Annotated in this window: 27 protein-coding genes; 8 read left to right on the top strand and 19 right to left on the bottom strand. The window is 34.7% G+C overall.

Annotated features, from left to right (window positions below):
- Nucleotides 1-149 precede the first annotated feature (149 nt).
- Entirely contained in the window at nt 150-1,487 is a 1,338-nt protein-coding gene (locus ABIZ51_01480; GenBank protein MEO7087444.1) for a T9SS type A sorting domain-containing protein, read from the top strand.
- 72 nt (nt 1,488-1,559) lie between these two features.
- On the top strand, nt 1,560-2,234 hold the full coding sequence (locus ABIZ51_01475; GenBank protein MEO7087443.1) for a MarC family protein: 675 nt from the start codon (nt 1,560-1,562) through the stop codon (nt 2,232-2,234).
- A gap of 18 nt (nt 2,235-2,252) precedes the next feature.
- Here the strand turns inward: ABIZ51_01475 and ABIZ51_01470 are convergent, their stop codons facing one another.
- From ABIZ51_01470 to nirK, 4 genes are all read right to left on the bottom strand, one after another.
- The gene (locus ABIZ51_01470; protein MEO7087442.1) at nt 2,253-2,774 is read right to left on the bottom strand and encodes a peroxiredoxin; all 522 of its coding nucleotides are present in this window, start codon (nt 2,772-2,774) and stop codon (nt 2,253-2,255) included.
- A 421-nt stretch (nt 2,775-3,195) separates the two neighbouring features.
- On the bottom strand, nt 3,196-3,822 hold the full coding sequence (locus tag ABIZ51_01465; protein MEO7087441.1) for an SCO family protein: 627 nt from the start codon (nt 3,820-3,822) through the stop codon (nt 3,196-3,198).
- 34 nt (nt 3,823-3,856) lie between these two features.
- Nucleotides 3,857-4,609: a formylglycine-generating enzyme family protein gene (locus ABIZ51_01460; protein ID MEO7087440.1), complete on the bottom strand. Its 753-nt coding sequence runs from the start codon at nt 4,607-4,609 to the stop codon at nt 3,857-3,859.
- 38 nt (nt 4,610-4,647) lie between these two features.
- Nucleotides 4,648-6,141, bottom strand: coding sequence for a copper-containing nitrite reductase (gene nirK / locus ABIZ51_01455; protein ID MEO7087439.1), 1,494 nt, complete (start codon nt 6,139-6,141; stop codon nt 4,648-4,650).
- Between the two features lie 295 nt (nt 6,142-6,436).
- Here nirK and lpxD point away from each other — a divergent pair, with 295 nt between their 5' ends.
- The 4 genes from lpxD to ABIZ51_01435 are packed head-to-tail and all read left to right on the top strand — an operon-like array spanning nt 6,437 to nt 10,334.
- A complete protein-coding gene (gene lpxD / locus ABIZ51_01450; GenBank protein ID MEO7087438.1) occupies nt 6,437-7,504 on the top strand; it encodes a UDP-3-O-(3-hydroxymyristoyl)glucosamine N-acyltransferase in 1,068 nt (355 codons plus the stop codon).
- Nucleotides 7,501-8,931 carry a bifunctional UDP-3-O-[3-hydroxymyristoyl] N-acetylglucosamine deacetylase/3-hydroxyacyl-ACP dehydratase gene (locus ABIZ51_01445; protein MEO7087437.1) on the top strand — a complete coding sequence of 477 codons (1,431 nt, stop codon included), beginning with the start codon at nt 7,501-7,503 and terminating at the stop codon, nt 8,929-8,931. The genes lpxD and ABIZ51_01445 overlap by 4 nt, the downstream gene beginning before the upstream one ends.
- The gene (gene lpxA, locus ABIZ51_01440) at nt 8,903-9,676 is read left to right on the top strand and encodes an acyl-ACP--UDP-N-acetylglucosamine O-acyltransferase (protein ID MEO7087436.1); all 774 of its coding nucleotides are present in this window, start codon (nt 8,903-8,905) and stop codon (nt 9,674-9,676) included. The genes ABIZ51_01445 and lpxA overlap by 29 nt, the downstream gene beginning before the upstream one ends.
- Before the next feature lie 37 nt (nt 9,677-9,713).
- On the top strand, nt 9,714-10,334 hold the full coding sequence (locus ABIZ51_01435) for an ATP-binding cassette domain-containing protein (protein ID MEO7087435.1): 621 nt from the start codon (nt 9,714-9,716) through the stop codon (nt 10,332-10,334).
- Between the two features lie 11 nt (nt 10,335-10,345).
- Here ABIZ51_01435 and ABIZ51_01430 read toward each other — a convergent pair whose 3' ends face one another.
- Nucleotides 10,346-12,724 carry a DUF5686 and carboxypeptidase regulatory-like domain-containing protein gene (locus tag ABIZ51_01430; GenBank protein ID MEO7087434.1) on the bottom strand — a complete coding sequence of 793 codons (2,379 nt, stop codon included), beginning with the start codon at nt 12,722-12,724 and terminating at the stop codon, nt 10,346-10,348.
- Nucleotides 12,725-13,289: 565 nt separating this feature from the next.
- Nucleotides 13,290-14,255, bottom strand: a complete 966-nt coding sequence (locus ABIZ51_01425; GenBank protein MEO7087433.1) for a glycosyltransferase family 9 protein — start codon at nt 14,253-14,255, stop codon at nt 13,290-13,292.
- Nucleotides 14,256-14,332: 77 nt separating this feature from the next.
- On the opposite strand from ABIZ51_01425, the gene ABIZ51_01420 reads away from it, so the two are divergent.
- Both ABIZ51_01420 and ABIZ51_01415 read left to right on the top strand, forming a co-directional pair.
- A complete protein-coding gene (locus ABIZ51_01420; protein MEO7087432.1) occupies nt 14,333-15,103 on the top strand; it encodes a TatD family hydrolase in 771 nt (256 codons plus the stop codon).
- On the top strand, nt 15,100-16,131 hold the full coding sequence (locus ABIZ51_01415; protein MEO7087431.1) for a type I asparaginase: 1,032 nt from the start codon (nt 15,100-15,102) through the stop codon (nt 16,129-16,131). Before ABIZ51_01420 ends, ABIZ51_01415 begins: the two co-directional genes overlap by 4 nt.
- Before the next feature lie 4 nt (nt 16,132-16,135).
- Here ABIZ51_01415 and ABIZ51_01410 read toward each other — a convergent pair whose 3' ends face one another.
- The 13 genes from ABIZ51_01410 to ABIZ51_01350 form a co-directional block, all read right to left on the bottom strand.
- On the bottom strand, nt 16,136-16,693 hold the full coding sequence (locus ABIZ51_01410) for an ATP-binding protein (GenBank protein MEO7087430.1): 558 nt from the start codon (nt 16,691-16,693) through the stop codon (nt 16,136-16,138).
- Nucleotides 16,666-17,220 (bottom strand): nicotinamide riboside transporter PnuC, encoded by a 555-nt coding sequence (pnuC, locus tag ABIZ51_01405; protein MEO7087429.1) that lies wholly within the window; start codon nt 17,218-17,220, stop codon nt 16,666-16,668. The genes ABIZ51_01410 and pnuC overlap by 28 nt, the downstream gene beginning before the upstream one ends.
- A 28-nt stretch (nt 17,221-17,248) precedes the next feature.
- A complete protein-coding gene (locus ABIZ51_01400) occupies nt 17,249-17,878 on the bottom strand; it encodes a thiamine phosphate synthase (GenBank protein MEO7087428.1) in 630 nt (209 codons plus the stop codon).
- Nucleotides 17,879-17,891: 13 nt separating this feature from the next.
- Complete coding sequence (locus ABIZ51_01395) at nt 17,892-18,623, bottom strand: geranylgeranylglyceryl/heptaprenylglyceryl phosphate synthase (protein MEO7087427.1); 732 nt, start codon at nt 18,621-18,623, stop codon at nt 17,892-17,894.
- A 32-nt stretch (nt 18,624-18,655) separates the two neighbouring features.
- Nucleotides 18,656-19,279 (bottom strand): 4'-phosphopantetheinyl transferase superfamily protein, encoded by a 624-nt coding sequence (locus tag ABIZ51_01390; protein ID MEO7087426.1) that lies wholly within the window; start codon nt 19,277-19,279, stop codon nt 18,656-18,658.
- A 28-nt stretch (nt 19,280-19,307) separates the two neighbouring features.
- Nucleotides 19,308-19,676 carry a fluoride efflux transporter CrcB gene (gene crcB, locus ABIZ51_01385; GenBank protein ID MEO7087425.1) on the bottom strand — a complete coding sequence of 123 codons (369 nt, stop codon included), beginning with the start codon at nt 19,674-19,676 and terminating at the stop codon, nt 19,308-19,310.
- A complete protein-coding gene (locus ABIZ51_01380; protein ID MEO7087424.1) occupies nt 19,669-20,064 on the bottom strand; it encodes a phosphatase PAP2 family protein in 396 nt (131 codons plus the stop codon). The genes crcB and ABIZ51_01380 overlap by 8 nt, the downstream gene beginning before the upstream one ends.
- 189 nt (nt 20,065-20,253) lie before the next feature.
- Nucleotides 20,254-21,267 carry a GTPase ObgE gene (gene obgE / locus ABIZ51_01375; GenBank protein MEO7087423.1) on the bottom strand — a complete coding sequence of 338 codons (1,014 nt, stop codon included), beginning with the start codon at nt 21,265-21,267 and terminating at the stop codon, nt 20,254-20,256.
- 11 nt (nt 21,268-21,278) lie between these two features.
- Complete coding sequence (locus ABIZ51_01370) at nt 21,279-21,857, bottom strand: adenylate kinase (protein ID MEO7087422.1); 579 nt, start codon at nt 21,855-21,857, stop codon at nt 21,279-21,281.
- A 126-nt stretch (nt 21,858-21,983) separates the two neighbouring features.
- A complete protein-coding gene (locus tag ABIZ51_01365) occupies nt 21,984-22,496 on the bottom strand; it encodes an acyl-CoA thioesterase (GenBank protein ID MEO7087421.1) in 513 nt (170 codons plus the stop codon).
- Between the two features lie 284 nt (nt 22,497-22,780).
- Nucleotides 22,781-23,278, bottom strand: a complete 498-nt coding sequence (locus ABIZ51_01360) for a hypothetical protein (protein MEO7087420.1) — start codon at nt 23,276-23,278, stop codon at nt 22,781-22,783.
- Nucleotides 23,278-23,436, bottom strand: coding sequence for a hypothetical protein (locus ABIZ51_01355; GenBank protein MEO7087419.1), 159 nt, complete (start codon nt 23,434-23,436; stop codon nt 23,278-23,280). Before ABIZ51_01355 ends, ABIZ51_01360 begins: the two co-directional genes overlap by 1 nt.
- Before the next feature lie 35 nt (nt 23,437-23,471).
- Entirely contained in the window at nt 23,472-23,666 is a 195-nt protein-coding gene (locus ABIZ51_01350) for a hypothetical protein (protein MEO7087418.1), read from the bottom strand.
- Between the last annotated feature and the right edge of the window lie 42 nt (nt 23,667-23,708).

The raw sequence follows: 23,708 nt of genomic DNA, 5'->3' as shown, positions 1-23,708 counted from the left end.
TTTTTTTTAGATGTGTTAAAAAATGTTATTTGAAAAATTATTTTTTCGAAGTCTAAAAAACACCTCTTCAAACGTATGAATTATTAATGAAGTTTGGTTTGTTTTTCAATTTTAAATAAAATACATTTACAGAAACAAAAAATAGCGCCATGAAAAAAATCCTACTCTCTACAATCGCAATTGCATTATTTGCTTTTGCTAACAAAGGAAATGCACAAATCATAAACACCATTGCGGGAAATGGAATTCAAGGTTTTAGTGGAGACGGATTTGCTGCAACTTCTGCAGAATTTAATTCTCCTTATGGAATAGCAGTGGATGCCAGTGGAAATGTATTTATTGTAGATCAATTCAATAATCGGATTCGAAAAATAAATACGAGTGGTATTATAAGCACCATTGCTGGGAATGGAACCGCTGGTTATAGTGGAGATGGAGGAGTTGCAACTGCAGCACAATTGAGTTATCCCCAAGAAGTAGCAGTAGATGTAGCAGGTAATGTATATATTGCCGACACGCAAAATAATTGCATTCGCAAAATAAATAGCAGTGGAATTATTTCCACCATTGCGGGAAATGGAATTCAAGGTTATAGTGGAGATGGTGGAGCGGCAACCGCAGCTGAATTAAATTACCCTAACGGAGTTGCGGTTGATGCAACTGGAAATGTATTTATATCTGATGGCAACAATTATCGTGTACGCAAAATAAATACGAGTGGAACTATTACGACCATTGCTGGAAATGGAACTTCTGGTTATGGTGGAGATGGCGGATTGGCAACCGTAGCTGAATTAAATGACCCTAACGGAGTAGCGGTTGATGCAACTGGAAATGTATATATATCTGATGAAGGCAATCAACGCATTCGAAAAGTAAATACAAGCGGTATTATTACGACCATTGCCGGAAATGGAATCCAAGGTTATAGTGGAGATGGTGGAGTGGCAACCGCAGCTGAATTAAATTTTTCTTCTGGAGTAGCGGTTGATGCAGTTGGAAATATATATATAGCTGTTTGGGGCAATTTTCGAATTCGTGAAGTAAATACATCTGGGATTATTACCACTGTTGCTGGAAATGGAATAAATAATTATAGTGGCGATGGAGGACCTGCGGTTAATGCCGCAATTGATACCATTCAGGGTGTTGCTGTTGATGCATCTTACAATATTTACATTGCCACAGGTGCGCGAATTCGTGAAGTAACAGGAACAACAGGTGTTTCGGAAAATATTTTTTCAAATGCTTCAATTAATATTTTTCCAAATCCGAATAACGGAATTTTTAATGTCGTTCAAAAAAATAATTTTCAAAAGCTAAATATAGAAGTCTATAATGTGTTGGGTGAAAAAATAATTTTTCAAACGCTCAATTCAGCGCAAACACAAATTGATTTAAGTGCTGAAGCAAAAGGAATTTATTTTTGCAAAATTTTTTCGGATGATGGAAAAATAATTTCTGACGGAAAAATTGTGGTACAATAGTTACGAAAAATTATTTTTTCGTAACTATAAAAGAATGCGTTCTCACACGAAAAATTACCTTATGTTTACTGCATGAATATAAATTATCATTCATTTGTACATTTGCTTTTTATTGGAGTGATTGCCTTGTTCCCAGTGGTAAATCCCTTTGGATCTGCGTTTATGGTAACACCTTATTTTGCCAATCTGACAAAAGAGGAAAAGAAAAAAGCGGTTAGAAAAATTACGTTTTATGCTTTTGCAATTTGCACGATTTCTTTATTTGCTGGACATTGGATATTAAAATTATTTGGACTTTCCATTCCTGTTATTCAATTAGCGGGAGGAATTATGATTTGTAAAATGGGCTGGGAATCGCTTTCGTCCGATAAAAAAACAACAGAAAAAGAGCTTAATGCGGGAGCGGAAATCGAGCCAAATAATTATTCCCGCATCACCAATCAATTATTTTATCCAATTACTTTTCCGGTTACTACTGGAGCTGGAACCATATCGGTATTGTTTACGTTAAGTGCACATGCGGCACGGGGGAGCACGATTGATTATTTGGTTAATACAAGTGCCATTTTTTTGGCGATAATAGTGATGTGTACGATGGTTTATGTGTGTTACCTCAATACAAAAACGATTATCAATTATTTAGGTTCTAACGGAGAAATAATTATTAATCGCATTTCTGCTTTCCTTATATTTTGTGTGGGATTACAAATTGCTATATCTGGAATTACGAGTTTGGTAAAAGGATAAAAATCGATATCAAATTCCTTATTGTTTCTTCAATGTCTTTACAAAATTAAGTGCTTCCGCAACATGTTTTTTACCATCAAACTTTGATTCGTACTCGAAAACAATCTCTCCTGAAATATCTACGATAAAAGTTATTCGGGTAGTAAATAATCCTTTTTTAACGCCAAATGCTTTGATTACTTTTTCGTCTGGGTCGCTCAATAATTCGTAATTGAGTTTATCATCTTGCTGAAATTTTTTATGACTCTCGACTGTACCTTGATTAATTCCAATCACTTCCGCACCTGCTTGTGCAAACATATTTAAGCTGTCTCTGAAAGTACAGGCTTCTTTTGTACAAACCGGACTTTCATCTTTCGGATAGAAAAAAATAACAAATAATTTATTCCCGACAGAATCTTTCATGTTAAATGTTTTGCCATCCTGATCTTTCAGAGAAAACAAAGGCATTTTATCGCCTACACTCAATGGACGTGATTGAGCGTAGCCAGAAGCAGATAACAGCACTGCCAAAAAAGTGATAGAAATGAATTTATACATAAGTTGTGGATTTATTTTTATGAATTAAGAGGTTTCTTGGATTAAGAACTTATACACGAAGTTTTGACAAAGATAACAAACCTTGAACATTCAAATTATTTTTTTTAATTTTTGATTATCGTCTGTACTTCGTCTCGCATTCGGTTCAATTTTTCTTAAAAAAAAGAACCAAAAATTCAAGGCTTTGATTTCTCATTTCATTTTAGCTTCCGACCTCATCCTCATCCTCATCCCTTCTCTAAAGGAGAGGATTTTGGTGAGGTAATTTGTTCGAAATCAGATGCCTTCAAAAAATATTTTTTCAAACTGGTATTTTACCTTCCTTTTCTTTTGTCTTGAAATAAGCAAATAAAAATTTAAGGTTTGTAGTATCTATCAAAAAACACAAATAAAAAAACAATTTTTGAAAAAATATTCCAATTTATTTCAGTGCGGAAATAATTTTTTGAACTACTTCAGTTGAATCGGAATCTAAACCTTCGTGTCGAAAAATTATTTTTCCATCCTTATCCAACACATTAATAACGCTCGCGTGGGCAAAGTTTCCATCGCTTTGCTTTTGATAATCTACGTTCAACAACATAGATAATTCGCGCACTTCATTTTCATCTCCGTGAAGCAATGTCCAATTTCCATCCAACTTCATTTCCTTGGCAAAAGCTTTTAATCTGGCAACCGTATCTCTTTTCGTATCAAAAGAGACAAGTGTAAATCCGACTTGCGGAATTAAGTTAGCTGGAATTTCTTTTTCTATATTTTTCAGATTGTTTACGATACGCGGACACGCATACGTACAATTGCTAAAAAACATAGTAAGGACTTGTATTTTTCCTTTTAATGCAGTAAGATTAATTTGTTGATTGTTTTGCGTTTCCCAAGTTCCGTTTAATTGATAAATAGACAAATCGGAAGTGCTTTCTGTTTTGGAAGAAGTGGTATCTTTCATCTTATTTTTACAACAATCTGGCACTTTTTTATTGGTACACGAATTAAAAAGTAGAACTCCTAAAATCAATCCGACTGGCAATATGTTTTTAATTGTTTTCATCTTCTTTCTAGAATTATATTTTGTTAATCTCTATTTATTTGGACGCGTCCATAGCGCATCTAAAACCTAAATCTCTGACAGCATAATTTGCTTTTAAACTGCTCCTAAAAGAATAGCGAAGGAAGGCAGCATAATTTTCTTTATTCACAACGCCTATAGATATTCCTGCACAAGTGGATGACGAACTCGAAGGAATGTTAAAATCAAAAATCCATTCCCATACCAATCCGTTCATATCCCAAACACCTAATTTATTTTCGAATGTGCTGTGAATAGCTGGAATCGTTTTTGGCGTTGGTTTGTTGTACCAATTTAAGATGTAAGTAGCCAATGAAACAGTGTCGTAACTATTTCTGCCGATAGGGTTGGCTGCTGAAACATATTCCCATTCTGCCAGCGTAGGCAAGCGTTTTCCTTTCCATTTGCAATACGCATTTGCAGCAAACCAAGAAACATTTGTAACGGGCGCATTGCTAAGATTTCCACCAAAATTGAAATCACTTTTCCAATCTTTTAAATAATTCGTGTCGGCAAATAAACGATTTACTTTTGATTTCGACCAAATTGGATTGGCTTTTACGAATGCAAGAAACTCTTGATTGGTAACGGGATAAATATCCAAATAAAAACTCGGAACTTTTATTTTGCTTCCGCCATACGTTTTGAAAAAAGGTGCGAAATAACCTTCCGGAATTTTAACCATTCCAGTATGCACGATAGACTTATTTTCTCCGATGTTTGCAGAATAAGCCTTAACGTCAGCAAAAGCTGACGTTAAGCCAATCACAATACACAGACAGATAATTTTTTTCCGCCCCACAATTATTATTTTTTCTTTTTACTTGGATGTGTTACTGCAGGTTTATCGCCTTGTTTTCTATAATCTGCTACCATTTTCGCTGTAACTAATCCGTCTTTATTTCCGAAATTATTACGAACATACGTTAATACATTGGCAATCTCATCATCACTTAATCCCAATTGCGGCATTACTCCGTTAAATTTATTTCCATTAACCGTAACTTCACCTGTTAAACCGTGTAATAGAATTTGAATTCCTTTATCTTGACGAGGCATTAAGAAATTAGAGCCAGCAAGCGGAGGAAAAGATCCCGGTACGCCTTGTGCATTAAACATGTGACATGCGGCGCAAGTGCTTTCAAATCTTATTTTTCCCAATGTCAATCGCTCTTCCATTGTTCTCTCTTCAATTGCAGGTTGTACAGGTTGAGACATCGACTGTAATATGGATCCTTCCGGCAGATACACTATATCTTGTTGTTTATGAGAATAAATCGCACTGTCTTCTGGACCTGAAACTATCAGTTGAGCCAAAGCTCCTTGGTTGAATGCCCTAAAAATAGAATGATCAACAATCGTATAAGTCCCTGGCACTTTACAAGTAAACTCCACTATTTCAGCTCCACCAGAAGGAATAAGAGTAGTTTGTACATTGTGATTTTCTAAGGTACCACCGTCTATTCTTACTGTATCCATGATTTCACCAATAATATGAAAAGAAGAAACAAAATTTGGTCCGGCATTTCCTACATAAAAGCGCACCTTTTCGCCCACTTTTGCGTGTAAAGCATTAGCCCCGATAGTAGAACCGACAGAACCATTAAATATAACATAATTAGGTTGTTCGAGTAATGCTTTTTGCATGTCAAATGCTTGAAGTCCTTGATCGCCATATTTACCAGTAGTATATACTTCCGATTGCATGATGTAAAATTCTTTATCAACGTGCGGAAGTCCTTCGCGAGGTTCTACTAATACTAATCCATACATTCCGTTGGCAATGTGCATTCCAACTGGAGCGGTCGCACAATGATAAAGGAACAATCCTGCTTCAAGGGCTTTAAATGAAAATATGGATGTGTGTCCAGGAGCGGTCATAGAAGCTTCTGCGCCTCCACCTGGTCCTGTTACAGCATGCATATCAATGGAGTGAGGCATTTTATCGTTCGGGTCATTACTGAGATGAAATTCAACTTCATCCCCCACGTGGATACGAATAAATTTACCTGGCACTTGTCCGCCAAATGTCCAAAAATCATACGTTACACCATCTGCCAAACGCATTACTTTTTCGATAATATTCAAATGCACAACCACCTTCATTGGATGACCATAATTAACTTCCTCCGGGACATTGGGAGCATACGAAAGCCTTGCTTCGTATTGACCACCATAAGTGGAATCGGCTTTTTGTTTAGTAACCGAAGGTTCGGTTGTACAACTGTTAAAGTTTGTTTGAAAAATTACAGCTGCAAGCAGCAGTAAAAAATAATTTTTAGTGTTTAGTAGCCTTTTCATATAGGTTTTTGTTTTATAACGGGACAAAAATAGATAAATACCTTTTTCGAGTTCTATGATACATCTCATGAAATAGTATGATATAAATCATAAAATGAATTTCTTTCAAAAATAGTATTGAAAGTAGAAAAATTTGAACTTACTAAAGAGTAAAAAATTTATTTCTGAGACTCTTTTTTCCATCAATAAATAATTCTGAAGAATCAAAAGTTCGTATCTCTTTTTTGTGTTCGAAAGTTGTTTTTGTTTATCTTACAGATAAATAATATCTTCGTCCATATTTTAACTAAACGAAATGAAATTTTCAGCTCAACAAATCGCGGCAATGCTTGATGGAAAAGTGGAAGGAAACCCCGCAGCAACGGTTAGCAAATTATCGAAAATAGAAGAAGGCGAGCCGAATTCTTTATCGTTTTTAGGAAACCCTCAATACACGTCCTACATCTATACTACGGCAGCTACCATCGTGATTGTAAATCATGATTTTGTGGCAGAACGCCCACTAAAAGAAGGTTGCACACTTATTCGTGTTGCGGAAGCACGCGAAGCTTTTGCCAAATTATTAGAAGCGTACAATCAAATAAAATTTAATAAAACAGGAATCGAAAAATTTGCGTTCGTTTCGGAAAGCGCGACTGTTGGCGAAAATTCATACATCGGATCATTTGCGTACATTAGCGATCATGTAAAAATTGGAAAAAATGTAAAGATTTTTCCGAATGTTTTTATTGGAGAAAATACTACGATTGGCGATAACACAATTGTTTTTTCAGGAGTTCAAATTTATTCGGATACTGTTATCGGAAAAAATTGCGACATTCATGGAGGCGTTGTTATTGGCGGAGATGGATTTGGTTTTACACCACAAACAGATAATAATTATAAAAAAGTGCCTCAAATAGGAAATGTTGTGTTAGAAGATTTCGTGGAAATAGGTGCCAACACTACGATTGATAGAGCAACACTTGGATCCACCATTTTACGAAGAGGCGTGAAATTGGATAACTTAATTCAAATTGCACACAATGTAGAAATCGGTGAAAACACTGTTGTTGCTTCGCAAACAGGCGTTTCAGGATCTACAAAAATTGGTAAGGATTGCATGGTTGGAGGACAAGTAGGTATTATAGGACATTTAACCATTGCCAATAAAGTGAAAATTGCCGCACAATCAGGCGTTGGAAATAGTATTTTGACAGAAGGTGATATTGTACAAGGATCACCAGCATTCAGCATTGGCGATTACAAACGCGCGTATGTTGTTTTCCGGAAATTACCTGAATTACAAATGAAAATTAAAACTCTCGAAAATACAATTGCAGAATTAAAATTAAAATCCGCAGGAATCGAAAAAGAACTATGAGCGTGAAACAAAGAACAATCAAAAATCCGATAACGATTTCGGGTGTAGGATTACACACCGGAAAAAAAGTTTCCCTGACATTTAAACCGGCTGAAGAAAATCACGGATATAAATTTAAGCGTATTGATTTACCAAATCAGCCTGTTATTGATGCCGATGTGGACAATGTAGTAGATACCGAACGCGGAACTACATTAGAGCAAAACGGCGGCAGAGTAAGCACAACAGAACACGTGTTGGCAGCATTGGTTGGGATGGAAATTGACAATGCGATGATTGAAATAGACGGACCTGAAATTCCGATTATGGATGGAAGCTCCATGCTGTTTGTGCAAGCAATTGAAAAAGCAGGTTTCGTAGAACAAAAAGCGGAGCGCATTTATTTCGAACTGAAAGAAATTTTATCGTACGAAGATCCTATCAAAAAGGTAGAAATGTTGGCGGTTCCGCAAGACGATTTGCGAATTACCGTAATGGTAGATTATAACTCGGAAGTACTGGGAACGCAGCACGCAACCATTTACAACATTCACGAATTTAAAACAGAAATTGCGAAATGCAGAACCTTTGTTTTTCTGCACGAATTGGAAACTTTATTACAACATAATTTAATTAAAGGCGGCGATCTTGATAACGCGATTGTACTTGTGGATCGTCCTATTCCGCAAGAAAAATTAGATCATCTCGCCAAAGTTTTTAATAGACCCGATGTGCAAATAAAAGGCAAAGGTGTTTTGAATAATACCACTTTGCATTTTTTTAATGAACCGGCTCGTCATAAATTATTAGACATTGTTGGCGATTTCGCACTGATTGGAATGCCCATAAAAGCACATATTTTAACGGCTCGTCCGGGACATGCTGGCAATGTTGCTTTCGCGAAAAAAATAAAAGAACTCATCAAAAAAGAAAAACAACAGAAAAAAAACAATATCCCCACTTTTGATTTAGATAAAGAGCCTGTTTACAACATCAACGATATTCTGAAAATATTACCACATCGCCAGCCGATGTTGCTCATTGATAAAATCATGGAACACACTGCCAATCACATTGTGGGTGTGAAAAATGTAACCATGAACGAAGAATTTTTCAAGGGACATTTCCCGAGAAACCCAGTAATGCCGGGCGTTTTATTAATAGAAGCAATGGCACAAACAGGAGGCATTTTGGCGCTAAAATCAGTTCCTGATCCGGAAAATTATTTGACGTATTTTATGAAAATTGATGGAGTCCGATTCAAACAAATGGTTCGTCCTGGAGACACTGTCGTTTTTGATCTTTACTTGCTAACCCCTATCAGACGCGGAATTTGCCACATGAAAGGAATAGCGTATGTAGGAAAAAAAGCAGTAATGGAAGCCGAAATGATGGCACAAATAGTAAAAGTTAAAAACAATGAACCCACTCTCGTACATACATCCTGAAGCAAAAATTGGAAAGAATGTAATCGTAGAGCCATTTTCAACCGTTTATCAAAATGTTGAAATTGGCGATGGTACATGGATTGGTCCAAACGTAACCATTATGGAAGGCGCACGCATCGGGAAAAATTGCAAAATTTTTCCGGGAGCTGTTATCTCCGCTATTCCGCAAGATTTAAAATTTGAAGGAGAAAAAACAACTGCTGAAATAGGTGATAATACTACTATCCGCGAATGCGTAACGATTAATCGCGGAACCAAAGATAAAATGAAAACTGCAGTTGGTAGCAATTGTTTGATTATGGCGTATGTGCACATTGCACACGATTGCATTTTAGGAAATCATGTAATAGTTGCCAACAGTGTAAATCTCGCAGGGCACGTTACCATTGAAGATTACGTGATTTTAGAAGGATTGGTTGCCGTTCAACAATTTGTTCGGATTGGCGCGCACGCTTTTATAACAGGCGGTTCCTTGGTGCGAAAAAATGTTCCGCCATTTACAAAAGCCGGACGCGAACCACTTTCGTATGTCGGGATTAACTCGGTTGGCTTGCGACGCAGAGGTTTTTCAAATGAAATTATTTTGGAAATTGAAGATATGTACCGCACTATTTATGTGCGTGGACACAATGTAACCAACGCGATACACATTGTGGAACAAGAAGCTCCAGCATCTGCCGAAAAAAATCAAATCATCCAATTTATCCGCGAATCAACGGACGGAATTATGAGAGGAATTTCTTAATAAAAATTTCTATCCTCAAAAAAATATTTTTTCAAGAATGTCTATAAGCCTTGCTAATATTGGTAAACGTTATAACCGCGAATGGATTTTCCGAAATGTAAATTACGAATTTTCGGATGGAAATGCGTATGTAATTATCGGATCTAACGGTTCTGGAAAATCAACTTTATTACAACTTATTGCTGGAAATTTATTGGCATCTGAAGGCACCATTTCTTACTCCGAAAATGAAAAAATAATTTTGGAAGAAAAAATATTTTCGCAAATCAGTTTTGCTTCTCCATACCTTGAACTATTAGAAAAATATACGCTTTCGGAGATGATTGATTTTCATTTCAAGTTCAAAAAATATTTTTCGGGATGGGATTTAGAAAAAGTAATTGAGTCGACACAATTGGCTTATGCGAAAGATAAAATACTGAAAAATTATTCTTCCGGGATGAAACAACGTGTGAAATTAGCCTTGGCTATTTTAAGCGATACGCCTTTTTTATTATTGGATGAACCAGCTTCCAATTTGGATAAAAATGCGATTGAATGGTATCAAAACTTAATTAAAAATCACACGAAGAACCGCATCGTTATTGTTTGTTCCAACGAACAGAAACATGAATATAATTTTTGCAATCAAGAATTAAAAATCGAAGATTATAAATAATCTGATTTTTTTTAGAATAATAATCCAAACCTAAATCCGGAATTTAATTTTTGATTATCCGAAAAGGAAGTTACAAATTCAGCTCTGAAAAATAATTTTTTAACACCTACAGAAAACTCGGTGTAACGATGCAATTGATCGTCTGTAAGCACTTTCACACTTGCTATTTCTTGAAATTTTAATTCTCGAATGAGTGGAATTTTATTGAGAATAAATCCTCCGAAATTTTGTTCAAAGGCACCTTGTAAAAAATAATTTTTCGTGCTGTAAGTATAATAATTCAACAAATCAAAAGTGTTAATATCGAAATTAGAAATCAATGTTTGGTTGCCGTTAAAATGTTGATAATCCATAAAACTTACATTTTCGGAATTTAAAAATTTTCCTACACTGACGTTGTAAATAGAATGTCCGAGCATTTTCAAATTTATTCTGCCAGTCAATTCTGCCTTCAATAAATCATAATTGGCAGTGCTGTTAAAAACACTCTCAATCGCTTTTTTATACGAAACTTTCAAGACAGGAAATTTCGATCGCAAAATTATTTTTTCATTCGGACGCATCAAATAACGTTGCTTGAAAGAAAATTGAAATCCTAAATCAATATCAAAAATTTTATTTTCAGAAAACGAATTAGAAAAATTTTCTGCGTTCTGAGGATCATTAGAAGTATAAAAATGTTTATTCTGATAAATACTGAAATCAGTAGTATTCAATAAAGGCGAGCGATCGACAAATTCGACATCTGTATAAAAAAGAAATCCATTAAAAAGTTCTATTTGATGATGTGCTTGAACATATTCTTTTTGATACAATTTCATATAATTCGTTTTATCAAACAAAGAATACACACTGTTTACAAGCGTTGATATCGGCTCGTTTTCATTAAATTGATTGTCTGATTTTCCGGCTTTAAGAGTAAACTCACCAAATTTTACGGGCAGATAAACATGCTTCCATTCTGCGCCCAGCAAAAGTTTTTTATCCGAAAATCCATAACCGAAATGCATCGTAAAACGATCGCTTTTATGCGTATCCTCGTTGTATTTATAATAACTTGTATTGAGCGCCAAATTCCAACCTTGAACGGTATTGAACGCAATATTCTTTATAAAAGGAGAAAAATTAAATTCGTATTTTTCGTATTGATGTTGATTGGTGTAACCAAAAATTAAATCTGCTGGACTAAATTTATTATTGATGCGATCCACCGAATCTAAATACGCTTTTGACGTTCGCTTCGTCATCAAACTATCACGCTGATGATAATCTTTCTTTTCTTGTTTCGTAAGCGTTACAGGCCTTACACGCGACCAATACGTAGAATCTTTTTTATTCGCGCTATCAGAAACATCTAATTCTTCGCCATTAAAAAAATGTTTCGGAAAAACAGGATTCAATTGATAATTGGAATTAACGCCCAAATAAACGCCATTACCTTTTATCCCGAAAATACTAAAATCAAAACTAATTTTATTGGAAAAGGGCATCCACACATCAGCGTTAACGGGCAAGAAAGTTTGCTTAATTTTAAACGTATCTAAAAATCGCAATTGATTTTCTTTCGTCAATTCTAAATCCAAACTGTGAATGCGCCATTGATCTTCCACAATATAAATAACGCCGCTAAACAGCGGAGCATGTGGATATTTTGGAATCACCAAAATTTTATCAATCATCAAACCGTTTTCCAAAAAGGAGCCGAGCATTTTATAACGGTAATTCAAAAACGCATCGCCAGCAATGGGCGAAATAAATCCGCGCGTACTGAGCATCGGAATTTGCAAAACGTTTTCGTAAAAATTAAGCAACATATCCGAAGCCTGATTATAACTGAATGCCTTGTTATCACCGCTTACTTTGGAGGAAATCATTTTCTCTCGAATTTTATCGGGCTGCTCAAAATTAAATTTCGAAACCGATTCGGATAAATAAAAAATGCCAGAAGTACTGTCGATATCGCCACCCGGATCCACTTTATAACCCATAATTTTATCGGGATGTTTCAAAATCCGCTGCAAGCCTTTTATATATACATCGCAGGAATACGAATTCACTTGATCCAAATAAAATTTTCTTTTTTTGATAACTTGGCGCATCACGCGATACGCAGGATCTTCGCCACTTCCAGAAATAGTTACGGCTTGTAATTCGGTTTTTTCAATGTGTAATTGTACATTTAATTTAATCGGATTTTGATTTACAGCAAGCGTTTCCACCTGCATTTTATAACCAATCATTTTAAAAACCAACAAACATTTTCCTTGTGGAACATCCAAGGAATATAAACCGTCAGGATTGGCAATAGTACCAACGGTGGTATTTTCAATATATACGTTGGCGAAAGGAACGGGCTGATTTTGCTCGTCTGTAATTTTACCGCTTATCACAGTTGCCTGCGAGAAAAACGGAAATAAAAGCAGTACGAAAAAATATTTTTTTGAAAGTAAATTCGACATCAACAATTTATAAAATCAATAAGCAAATATATATATTAAGTGAGGAAGTGATTAGGTGATGAAGAAAAATGCTTTGAAAAATTATTTTTTTGAAGAGGATTAATCGGATAAGTTTCGCAGCATGAAATTTCAACTACACATTATAACGGTTGTATTATAGGTCCAAGATCAATATCTGGAAAATCTATGACTAAATTTAAGTAAATCCGGCCAGCAATTGTCCAATCGCGAAAGTCTAAGTTAGGATTTTCAGCAATGGTTTTTTCGCAAGCCCATAAAAATTTGATACGTTGTAATGTGTAGTTGAATTTTTCTGCTTTCTAAAACAATGTTATAAAGCCTATCAACGAGTTTTGTGTCCATAATTTATATTAAAAAAGTTTGTTAAATTAAATTGTTCTACGAGACGGGTTATAAATTAAAACAACACACAAATTTACATATTCCTTTAACAATGAAAATAATAGTTGAAAAGAGCATTTGAAAAATTAATTTTTCAAAGCTCTAAAAAAATGCTTTCGTCAATATCCATCATACATTTAAAATGTTTTTTTGGACATTTTTCGTATCCGATTTTGGAACACGGTCGGCAGGATAAATTTTGAACTTCCACTATTTTCGAGCCATTCACAGGCATGTACGGACTCATTCCAAAAGCCGGAACGGTGTTTCCCCACACCGAAAAAATTCTTTTTCGGAAAGCTGCCGCGATGTGCATCAAACCCGTATCGTGCGTAATCACAGCATTTGCTTGTTGTATCAAGGAAGCAGATTGGGCAATCGAATATTTTCCACATGCGCTGAAAATTAATTTCTCATTCGATTTTTCAATGATAGCAGCTTTTTCTGCATCTTCTTTTCCGCCCAATAAAATAATAGGCTGATTTATTTTTTTACAAATGGAAATTATTTTTTCAATTGGTAATCGTTTGGTAAAATGTTTAGCCCCAATTACAAATGCAATAAAACCCTTTTGGTGAGAACCTGGTAGCGAGGATAGTGAAATTTTGTCTTCGTCGGCAATAAAATAATCCAAGCCTTTTCCATCGTTTTTTACACCTAATTTTTTAACCGTTTTTAAATAACGATCTACAATGTGAATGGGCGGTAAAAAATTAATTTTCAAATTCACTAATAGCCATTTTTGCAAATTCAGTTTATCGAACGAAAAAGATTTCTTTTTCAAATGCCTTTTTATCTCAAACGATCGTAAATTATGGTGTAAATCAATAATAAAATCGAAATTTTCTTTTTTTAATTCTTCAATAATTTCTGAACTATTTTTTTCAATACTATGAATTTTATGGATGTACGGATTGTTTTTCAACACGTCTCGAAAATTATTTTTCGTAAGAAAATGTATTTCCGCGTCTTTTAATTGTTGCTTTAAACAACGGATAACAGGCGTCGTAAGGACAATATCGCCAATGGAACTAAATCGTATAATGAGAATTTTTGGCAAATGCAGAATTTTTTTACAGAACAAAAATAGACTATTTTTTAATTTATTTTTCAAGCCCTTTCGCTTACATTTGCTAAATGATTTTTACCGATACGCACACGCATTTGTATGCAAAAGAATTTGATGTTGATCGAATTCTTTTAATTGAAAATGCTATTGGTAAAGGCGTCGAGCGTTTTTTTTTACCAAACATTGATCAAACTTCAATAGCCGGGTTATTGGATTTGAAAAAAAAATTTCCGGAACACTGTTTTCCGATGATGGGCTTGCATCCTTGTTCTGTCAAAGAAAATTACGAAGAAGAATTAGCCATTGCTGAAAATTATTTGTCCAAAGAAAAATTTGTTGCCATCGGCGAAATCGGAATTGATTTGTATTGGGATAAAACTTTTTTTTCGCAACAGCAAAAAGTATTTCGTACACAAATTGAATGGGCAAAAAAATACGATTTGCCGATTGTAATTCACTCCAGAAATTCATTTGAAGAAGTGTTCGAAATTTTATCAGAACTCAACGACAACAAGCTAAAAGGAATATTTCATTGTTTTTCAGGAACTTTAGTGCAAGCCGAAAAAATAATCGCACTCGGCGGTTTTAAACTGGGCATCGGCGGCGTACTTACCTTTAAAAATTCGGGCTTAGATAATGTGGTGAGAGAAATTGATTTGGAACATTTCGTACTCGAAACAGACGCTCCTTTTTTAGCTCCCGCGCCGCACAGAGGCAAGCGAAACGAACCTTCTTTTTTAGTTATTATTGCTGAAAAGTTGGCAACAATAAAAAATATTTCTGTGGAAAAAGTAGCGGAAATAACAACACTTAATTCAAAAAAAATATTCGGAATATGAAAAATAAATCAGCACACATTCTTTTAATTTATACCGGCGGAACCATTGGTATGATGGAAGATCATCGTAGTGGACATTTGAAACCATTCGATTTTAAACATCTCACAGATCAAATCCCAGAATTAAAAAAATTGGATGCCCAACTTTCTTCTGTGTCGTTTGAAAAACCGATTGATTCCTCCGATATGCAGCCAAAACATTGGGTTCAAATCGCAAAAATCATCGAAAAAAATTATTCTAAAGTAGATGGATTTGTCATTTTGCATGGCTCCGACACAATGGCATTTACAGCATCTGCTTTGAGTTTTATGTTGGAAAATTTATCGAAGCCGGTTATTCTCACTGGCTCGCAATTGCCTATTGGTACTATCCGCACCGACGGAAAAGAAAATTTAATTACTGCCATCGAACTCGCGGCAGCACAAAAAAATGGGAAGCCAATTATTTCCGAAGTGTGTATTTATTTTGAATACCAATTGTACCGAGGAAATCGGACACATAAATTTAATTCGGAAGATTTTGAAGCCTTTCGCTCACCCAATTATCCAGTGCTGGCAAATGCGGGTGTTCATATACATTATAACTTTTCAGCGATTATGAAATCCAGTGAAAAATCGCTCGTAGTGCATACTTCATTGGACAATAAAATTTTAATTCTGAAACTTTTTCCGGGTATTCCGATGGAAGTAGTGAAAAATAGTTTGAAATTGAAAAATATAAAAGCAATTATTCTCGAAACATTTGGTTCTGGAAATGCCTTCACTGAAAAAATATTTTTGAACGAACTAAGACATGCCATCGAATCTGGAAAAATTATTTTAAATATTTCGCAATGTGTTGCCGGAAGTGTCATTCAAGGAAAATACGAAACCAGCGCGCAATTAGCGAAAATAGGTGTTATCAGCGGAAACGATATGACGATAGAAGCCGCAATTACCAAACTAATGTTTTTGCTCGAAAAAAATAAATCTATACAAGAAGTAAAAAATAATTTGCAAATAAACTTGCGGGGAGAAATGACGGTTTAGAAAATTATTTTTTCAAAAAGTGATCGATTGCGCTAATCGAATTTTGTAAGCGATCTTTCCCAAAGCCTTTAATAATGGCATATTGAGCATTCATATTTTTTAACTCTTGCTCGTACCAACGAAAAAAAAAGTCTCTACGATGTGGATTTTCACGTAAAGGATCAGGCTCCCAAGGAATATCTGGATAGGTAAGCAAATAAAAATCGTACTTATTTTGTATCATATTTTTTGAAATCCAATCTGGACAAATTTTGTAAACAGCCTCACACCAAACCTTTGCGATAATTAATTCGGTGTCTGCAAAAATTATTTTTTTGGCGTTTGAAAAATTATTTTTTTCAAGTTGTAATTGGTGCTGCGCAATTTTCAAGATATCTTCCAAATTGTATGAATCCGCTTTGTTTTTCAAATACTCGCGTGCATATTCTGGCATCCAAATTGTTTTGTAATGTATTGCCAATTGCTCGGAAAGAGTTGATTTTCCAGTGCTTTCTGGACCTAATACGGCAATCCTTAGGATATCGTTCTGCTGTTTCAAGCTGTTTTCATTATTTTCTTCCATTCATACATTCCGTAAATTGCCAATAATGCAAGTATAAAATACAGCACAGCCGTCGGATACAAGTGCTTGTAATAATATATTCCGATGTAAATCGTATTTGTAAAAATCCAGATTATCCAGTTTTCAATTATTTTTTTCGCACTCATCCAAGTTGCAATAAGACTTAAAACAGTAGTAATTCCGTCTAAGTACGGGACATTCGTGTTGGTTTTTTTTAACAGCCAAATAGTAAATATAGCTCCTACAATAAAGGAGAGACAAAGTGTGAAAATTATTTTTTTATTTTTCTTTACAGAAGAAATTTTAAGCGAATTGTTTTTTATTCCACTAAAAACCCATTCGTACCAGCCGTAAAAACTAAGAATGATAAAAATAAAATTCAGTGTAGCATCACCATACAATTGAGAATGAAAAAATATGTACGTATAAACAGCGCTCGCAACAATTGAGAATAACCAATTCCAACTATTTGCTTTTGCAGCAAGCCAAATCCCAATAATAGTAATCAGCGTTGCAGAAATTTCCAACGCGTTATTGCTAATATAGGAAATCAGATTATTCAATTGGAATGCCTAATTCATAACATTTTTTAATTATGCTTTCAAATTCTGTCAATGGATTTTTTTTATTCCAAAGTCCGGAATAAATAGCGATTCCAGCAAAACCCAATTCCTTTGCCTTCGGCAAACAATGAATGTCTACGCCACCACGCGCAATTACTTTATGCGAAGTTTTTTCAATTGCTTTTTTCATGCTGTGTTCCGTAAAACCAGATTGATATTTTCCGATTAAACTATCAAAAACAGGGCTTAAAAAAACATATGAAAAACGTTTGTCTTCCTCGAAAATACTGATTAATTTAGAGTATGAAGTAGAAATAGTAAGCTTGGGATTTCTAAATCGAAGCCATTTCACAACTAAGCTTGTTTTTAGGTTTCTGTTGAGATGTGTTTTCGTAAGATGAATGCCTTTTAATTTGAATTTTCCGGCTAAACTGTGATGAGAATGAATCACAATTCGATTGTGAAAATTTGGTGAAATTTGCTGAATGTATTTCTTTAATTCTCGCGTGGAAAATTTTGGCTTTCGCAGATGAAACGTTTCGAGTCCAGCTTCAAAAAGTTTTCCAACAATTTCCATTTCATTTTCGAAATTAGTGGAGCTGGAAATAACAATTAGTTGCATAAATGAAATCCTATTAAAATGAATGAATACTTTTTGAAATCGTTTCAACAAGCGAAAAATCTTTTTCGAATGCGTTACCAATTACGACAATATCTGCGCCTGCATCGCAAGCAACAACAGCTTGTTCCGCCGTTTTTATTCCACCGCCAATTATTAAAGGCACAGAAATATTTTTTCGTACCGCTTTTATCATCGAAGCACTTATTGGATTTTTTGCACCACTTCCTGCGTCCATGTAAATCATTTTCAATCCCAACATTTCGCCTGCTAATGCAGTACACACCGCAATTTCATCTTTATCTGCCGGAATCGGTAACGACTGACTCATGTAAGCGGCGGCAGTTTGTTTTCCATTTTCAATCAACATATAACCTGTCGGAATAACTTCTATTTGGCTTGATTTTAAAAGCGGTGCCGCGATGACATGGTTTCCAATTAACAATTCCGGATTGCGTCCTGAAATCAAAGAAAGAAATAAAATTCCATCTGCCTTATTACTAATTTGCATCGTATTTCCCGGAAAAATAATAACAGGAATTGTGGTTTGTTTTTTTATTTTGAGAATTGTTTCTTCGATGTTTCCAGAAGTTAAAATACTTCCTCCTACCAATAATACATCTACTTGCGCTTTGTTCGCAGCATCAATAATTTCAAGAGAATGAAACTTATCAGGATCAATCAACAAGGCAAGTTGCTTTTTTTTCTTGCTTTTTTTTTCGCAGATATGTAGGTAATTATTTTGCATCAAAAATTTGAATCTAAAATAGATAAATTAATTTACTCCAATACATACGCCATCAGATAATTATTTATTTTTTCGTACACTAAAATATATTCGCGATTAAATTTTTCGTTACAAATGCACGCTTTTATTTTTCCTTTTTCGGGATTGTATTTAAAAGGCTGAATACTTAAATTCTCCGCAAAGACAAGATTTTTATCACCATACAATTTATACAAAGCTTCTTTGGCGCACCAATAAACCAACATCGGTTCAATAAAATTATTGAGTGGAAGTGCCGCTAATTCTGCATCGCTCATAAATTTTGAGGCGATGTTTTGTATTTTCGGATGAATTTCTTCGATGTCAATTCCCGTTTCGGATAAAGTATTTAAAGCCACAGCCACATAATCGCGCGAATGTGAAATGGAAATTTTATTTTTAGAATCTATGATAAAAGGTTTGTGAAATTCACTGTATTCAATTGCACAATTTTCATTTGTTAATTCATTGATTAAAACGCGTGCTGCCAGCCATTCTACTTTACGTTTATCATTCGTAAAACTTGAAAGAACATTCAAATCGTATTTATTTAAAAAGAGTGAAGAAGCAATACCGACAGGTGTTTCGGTGATATTCCAAATACCTATTTTTAAATTCTCAGAAATTTTTTTTATCAAAAAAAGAGGCATCGAAAAAATATTTTTTTCATTGTATATTTTTAGCAAAAAAATAAATAATGGCAATTCCAGCAATTAAACTGATAAGGATATTTAATAAGGCATAAAACACATCTCCGCTACGAAATAATTCTACCGTTTCAAAACTAAATGTAGAAAATGTACTGAATCCGCCACAAAAACCGGTAACAATAAAAAATTTCAGTAAAGGATTCATTGTTGTTTTATCTGCCAAAACAAAAACGGTAATCGCTAAAATAAAACAACTAAGAATGTTAGAACAAAAAGTAGAAACAGGGAAACTGGCTTTTATTCTACCAATCAAAGCAATTGAAATCCCATATCTGGCAAGACTTCCAAGTCCACCTCCAATAAAAACAGCAAGTATATTATTCATGTGATGGGAATATTTTTTTATCCGTGTAAAAATAAAGTTTCCAAATCAAAAAGCCAATAAAACTACCGAAAAGCGCGCCACATATTACATCCATTGGATAATGAACTCCCAAATAAACGCGACTGTACATGATAAGCAAAGCCCAAGCAAACATCAAATAAGACAAAAATTTATTTTTTTGACGGAACAAAATACTGATAAAAACAACGATGACAAAGGCATTGCTGGCATGATTGGAAATAAAACCATATTGTCCGCCAGCATGCCCATTTACAATGTGTACGATATTTTGAATGTTCAAATTGTGGCTCGGGCGATAACGTTTAAACACATTTTTGAAAAGTCGAACTACCAATTGATCGCTCAGCGTAACAGCAAGCACGATCATCGGTAAAATAAGAATTATTTTTTTTTTGAATTGTAATATGATGAGAATTAAGAGAAAAAGATAAAACGGAATCCAAAAAAACTTATTGGAAACCCAATACATAACGACGTCGAAAAAATTAGTGTGAGCCCCGTTAATAGCGAGAAAAAATTGAGTATCGATATTTTTTATTTTCTCTATCAACTCTTTTTATGACTTATTCATTTGTTCCCACAACACATCTTTTAGTTCCGTAATCCCTTGTTGTGCCTGAGAAGAAATATACACAATCGGCACATTTTTTTTATCTGGGAATTTTGACTTTGTTTCTTTTTTCAATTCTTTCATCAACTCTGCATCCAATAAATCGCATTTAGAAATCGCTAAAACTCTTTTCTTGTCGAGCAATTCCGGGTTGTATTGTTTTAATTCGTTCAATAAAATTTTATATTCCGCTACAATGTCCGGACTATCTGCCGGAACCATAAAAAGCAAAGAAGAGTTGCGCTCGATGTGTCTCAAAAAACGCATTCCGAGGCCCTTCCCGAGATGGGCATCTTCAATAATTCCAGGAATATCCGCCATTACAAAAGATTTTTCATCACGATACGAAACAATTCCTAGATTCGGAACCAGCGTGGTAAAAGGATAATTCGCAATCTCCGGTTTTGCCGCAGATACTACAGAAAGTAACGTTGATTTTCCTGCATTCGGAAAGCCCACCAATCCTACATCCGCCAATATTTTTAATTCAAAAATTTTCCATTCATCTCTACCAGGTCCACCAGGCTGTGCGAAACGCGGAGTTTGCATCGTAGACGTTTTAAAATAATCGTTTCCTTTGCCGCCACGACCGCCGGGAACAATGATAATTGTTTCACCGTCTTCCGTAATTTCAAATTCTACTTCGCCCGTCTCTGCGTTTCTGATAATCGTTCCGAGTGGCACTTCTAATATTTCATCTCTTCCTGTAGCACCCGTACAGAGCGCACTTCCGCCACTTCCGCCCGGTTCTGCAATTACGTGTTTTCGGTATTTTAGATGAATCAAAGTCCACAATTGTCTGTTGCCTTTTAAGATAATATGTCCGCCTCTGCCGCCATCTCCACCATCTGGACCACCTTTCGCCGTTAATTTACTGCGGTGCAAATGCATCGAACCTGCGCCTCCTTTGCCCGAGCGGCAACATATTTTCACATAATCAACAAAGTTCGAATCTGACATTTTTATGTATTTTATTTATTATTTTTCTCAATTGCGACACTCAATTTTCCGAAAATTTCATCAATCGTTCCAATTCCATCAACGACGAAAAATTTATTTTGCTTCGAGTAAAAATCCTTTACAGGAGCTGTTTCTCGATTGTAAACATCAATTCTATTTTGAATAATTTCCGGATTTTGATCGTCTGCTCTACCAGAATCTTTTCCGCGCAACAACAATCTTTTTTTCAATTCCAATTCGTTTACTTCCAGCGCCAACATTAAGGTTATGGATGATTTATTTTCTGCTAACAATTTATCCAATGCTTCTGCTTGAGCCGTAGTTCGAGGAAAACCATCAAAAATAAATCCGTTTGCATTTTTATTTTTAGCCAATTGCAAACCAATCATTCCAATTACGACTTCGTCGGGTACCAATTCTCCTTTTTCGATAAACGCTTGCGCCTTTTGTCCGAGCGGAGTTCCGGCTTTTCGTTCGGCGCGTAAAATATCTCCCGTAGATAAATGTACGAGTTGAAATTTTTCAATTAATTTTTCGGATTGCGTTCCCTTGCCCGCTCCCGGAGGTCCAAATAATACAATGTTCAACATGCTCAGATTTCTTTTTAAATGCTAAGAATCTTCAAAGATAAAATTTTTTTATCGGGATAAATTGGAAGGTGTTTTTAGCGCCTTGAAAAATTATTTTTTTGAAGCACAAAAACAACTCTCGAAAAATTATTTTTCGAACAAGGCTTTTAGCTCAGTAGCTTCGTGTGGCTTCATTTTTCCACCAAATATCAAACTCAATTGTCGTCTGCGTAAAGCACCTGCAAAACGCTCTTTTTCCAAATCCGTTTCAGGTATCAATTCCGGCACAGAAATCGGATTTCCCATTTGATCCACCGCCACAAATGTATAAATGGCTTCGTTGCATTTTGTTTTGATTCCGGTTACGTGATTTTCCACCCACACATCAATAAAGACTTCCATCGCAGTAGTAAAAGCGCGCGAAACTTTTGCTTCGAGTGTTACAATATCCGCCAATTTTATCGGATGACTAAATGTTACATTATTCACCGAAGCCGTTACCACTACTCGTCTGCAAAGGCGATGCGCCGCAATGGCAGCCGTAATGTCCATCCAATGCAATAAGCGTCCACCCATTAAATTTCCGAGCGTATTGGTATCATTCGGAAGAACAATTTGAGTAGAAACAGCAATCGTTTCTTGGGCAGTTTTTGATTTCATAAGTATCTAATTAGTTTTTTAATTTTCGTTGCAAAGGTATTGTAAAATCAGCTGAAATAAGATAAGATTTTACGGCTTCAAAAAAATAATTTCTAATTATTACGATTTGTACAAAAAAAATAATTTGCAAACTACCAACACACACATCGAAAAATATTCGCGCAAAAATCTCACAATAAATTTATGCGAACTAATGGATGAAGTAATTGCTTTGAAAAAATAATTTTTCGAAGGTCTTTTTCAATTCTCCATTGTCAATTATTTGTTGGGTGCAAATAGAAACACTACCCACTACCGTTTGGATACTTTAGATTTGTCGCTAAAAGCTTCAATTTTTCTTGTACTTCTTTTACTTTTTCCCAATCCCATACGTTACTAATGCATTTAATTTCAAATAAATATTTTCTATTTTTAAAAAAAACAAGTGTTAAAGTCAACGCTCCGCGCCCATAAGTATTTTGTCCAAAATAAAAACCCAATTCCTTAAAAGAAATATCTGTTTGTTCCTTTTTTAAAAAATATTTTAAGTATTCAATGTGTATGCTTTTTTCATCCTCATTAAAAATTATTTTGAGAACATTTCTATTTCTTTTTTTTAATACATTTAATCCGATAAGTAATATAATCAAAGTGTTAAAAATCCACCAAATTTCATTTTTTTTTGTTCCAAAATCACTTACAATTAGACAAATTAGGTTGAATAGTAATATCTTAAAAAAAGTATTTACTATTCCTTTTTTTATAATTTGAGCTTGAGATAATTCACTTTTAAATATTTCCATCAATTTGTAGATATGCTTAATTCTTCGCTGTCGGAGAATGATTTAATGTTGTTAAGAAAAATAAAATGCTCATTGTAAAAGTCAATCATAAAGGAAGGCGTTCCTTTATGATCCTTTCGATAGTCCTTGTAAATATGTCCTATTGAAGTTGTTGTCATTTTTGTTTTAATATAACTTGAATTGCCTGTTATTATTAGCGCTTTTTTTTCAAAAAAATGGCACTAAAAAACAAATAAATTCCAGCCAATATTGTTGATATTCCAGCGGCAACATCTCCCATAAAAGATGTTCCTGTTTTCCAACAAAAAAGAACGCTTAACCCATATATACCTGCTATAATGCAGATTACGGAATCGTATTTTATCAGTTTGTCTTTTAGCTTATCCATATTGTAATTATTTCAATAAAAATCTAAAATTAAAAAGGAGTC

Source organism: Bacteroidia bacterium (assembly GCA_039924845.1).
In the GTDB taxonomy this organism is placed as follows: domain Bacteria; phylum Bacteroidota; class Bacteroidia; order DATLTG01; family DATLTG01; genus DATLTG01.
Note: the sequence above shows the minus strand (reverse complement) of the source record. Positions and strands in the feature narration are given on the sequence as shown.

Coding starts and splice junctions, on each gene's coding strand:
- ABIZ51_01420 (MEO7087432.1), top strand. CDS start 14,333: ATGATTTTTACCGATACGCACACGCATTTGTATGCAAAAGAATTTGAT.
- ABIZ51_01380 (MEO7087424.1), bottom strand. CDS start 20,064: ATGATCGTGCTTGCTGTTACGCTGAGCGATCAATTGGTAGTTCGACTT.
- ABIZ51_01410 (MEO7087430.1), bottom strand. CDS start 16,693: ATGGAAGAAAATAATGAAAACAGCTTGAAACAGCAGAACGATATCCTA.
- ABIZ51_01395 (MEO7087427.1), bottom strand. CDS start 18,623: ATGCAAAATAATTACCTACATATCTGCGAAAAAAAAAGCAAGAAAAAA.
- ABIZ51_01370 (MEO7087422.1), bottom strand. CDS start 21,857: ATGTTGAACATTGTATTATTTGGACCTCCGGGAGCGGGCAAGGGAACG.
- crcB (MEO7087425.1), bottom strand. CDS start 19,676: ATGAATAATATACTTGCTGTTTTTATTGGAGGTGGACTTGGAAGTCTT.
- ABIZ51_01435 (MEO7087435.1), top strand. CDS start 9,714: ATGTCTATAAGCCTTGCTAATATTGGTAAACGTTATAACCGCGAATGG.
- ABIZ51_01445 (MEO7087437.1), top strand. CDS start 7,501: ATGAGCGTGAAACAAAGAACAATCAAAAATCCGATAACGATTTCGGGT.
- ABIZ51_01415 (MEO7087431.1), top strand. CDS start 15,100: ATGAAAAATAAATCAGCACACATTCTTTTAATTTATACCGGCGGAACC.
- ABIZ51_01360 (MEO7087420.1), bottom strand. CDS start 23,278: ATGGAAATATTTAAAAGTGAATTATCTCAAGCTCAAATTATAAAAAAA.
- nirK (MEO7087439.1), bottom strand. CDS start 6,141: ATGAAAAGGCTACTAAACACTAAAAATTATTTTTTACTGCTGCTTGCA.
- lpxD (MEO7087438.1), top strand. CDS start 6,437: ATGAAATTTTCAGCTCAACAAATCGCGGCAATGCTTGATGGAAAAGTG.
- ABIZ51_01350 (MEO7087418.1), bottom strand. CDS start 23,666: ATGGATAAGCTAAAAGACAAACTGATAAAATACGATTCCGTAATCTGC.
- ABIZ51_01465 (MEO7087441.1), bottom strand. CDS start 3,822: ATGAAAACAATTAAAAACATATTGCCAGTCGGATTGATTTTAGGAGTT.
- obgE (MEO7087423.1), bottom strand. CDS start 21,267: ATGTCAGATTCGAACTTTGTTGATTATGTGAAAATATGTTGCCGCTCG.
- ABIZ51_01470 (MEO7087442.1), bottom strand. CDS start 2,774: ATGTATAAATTCATTTCTATCACTTTTTTGGCAGTGCTGTTATCTGCT.
- ABIZ51_01355 (MEO7087419.1), bottom strand. CDS start 23,436: ATGACAACAACTTCAATAGGACATATTTACAAGGACTATCGAAAGGAT.
- ABIZ51_01475 (MEO7087443.1), top strand. CDS start 1,560: ATGAATATAAATTATCATTCATTTGTACATTTGCTTTTTATTGGAGTG.
- lpxA (MEO7087436.1), top strand. CDS start 8,903: ATGAACCCACTCTCGTACATACATCCTGAAGCAAAAATTGGAAAGAAT.
- ABIZ51_01365 (MEO7087421.1), bottom strand. CDS start 22,496: ATGAAATCAAAAACTGCCCAAGAAACGATTGCTGTTTCTACTCAAATT.
- ABIZ51_01480 (MEO7087444.1), top strand. CDS start 150: ATGAAAAAAATCCTACTCTCTACAATCGCAATTGCATTATTTGCTTTT.
- ABIZ51_01400 (MEO7087428.1), bottom strand. CDS start 17,878: ATGCAACTAATTGTTATTTCCAGCTCCACTAATTTCGAAAATGAAATG.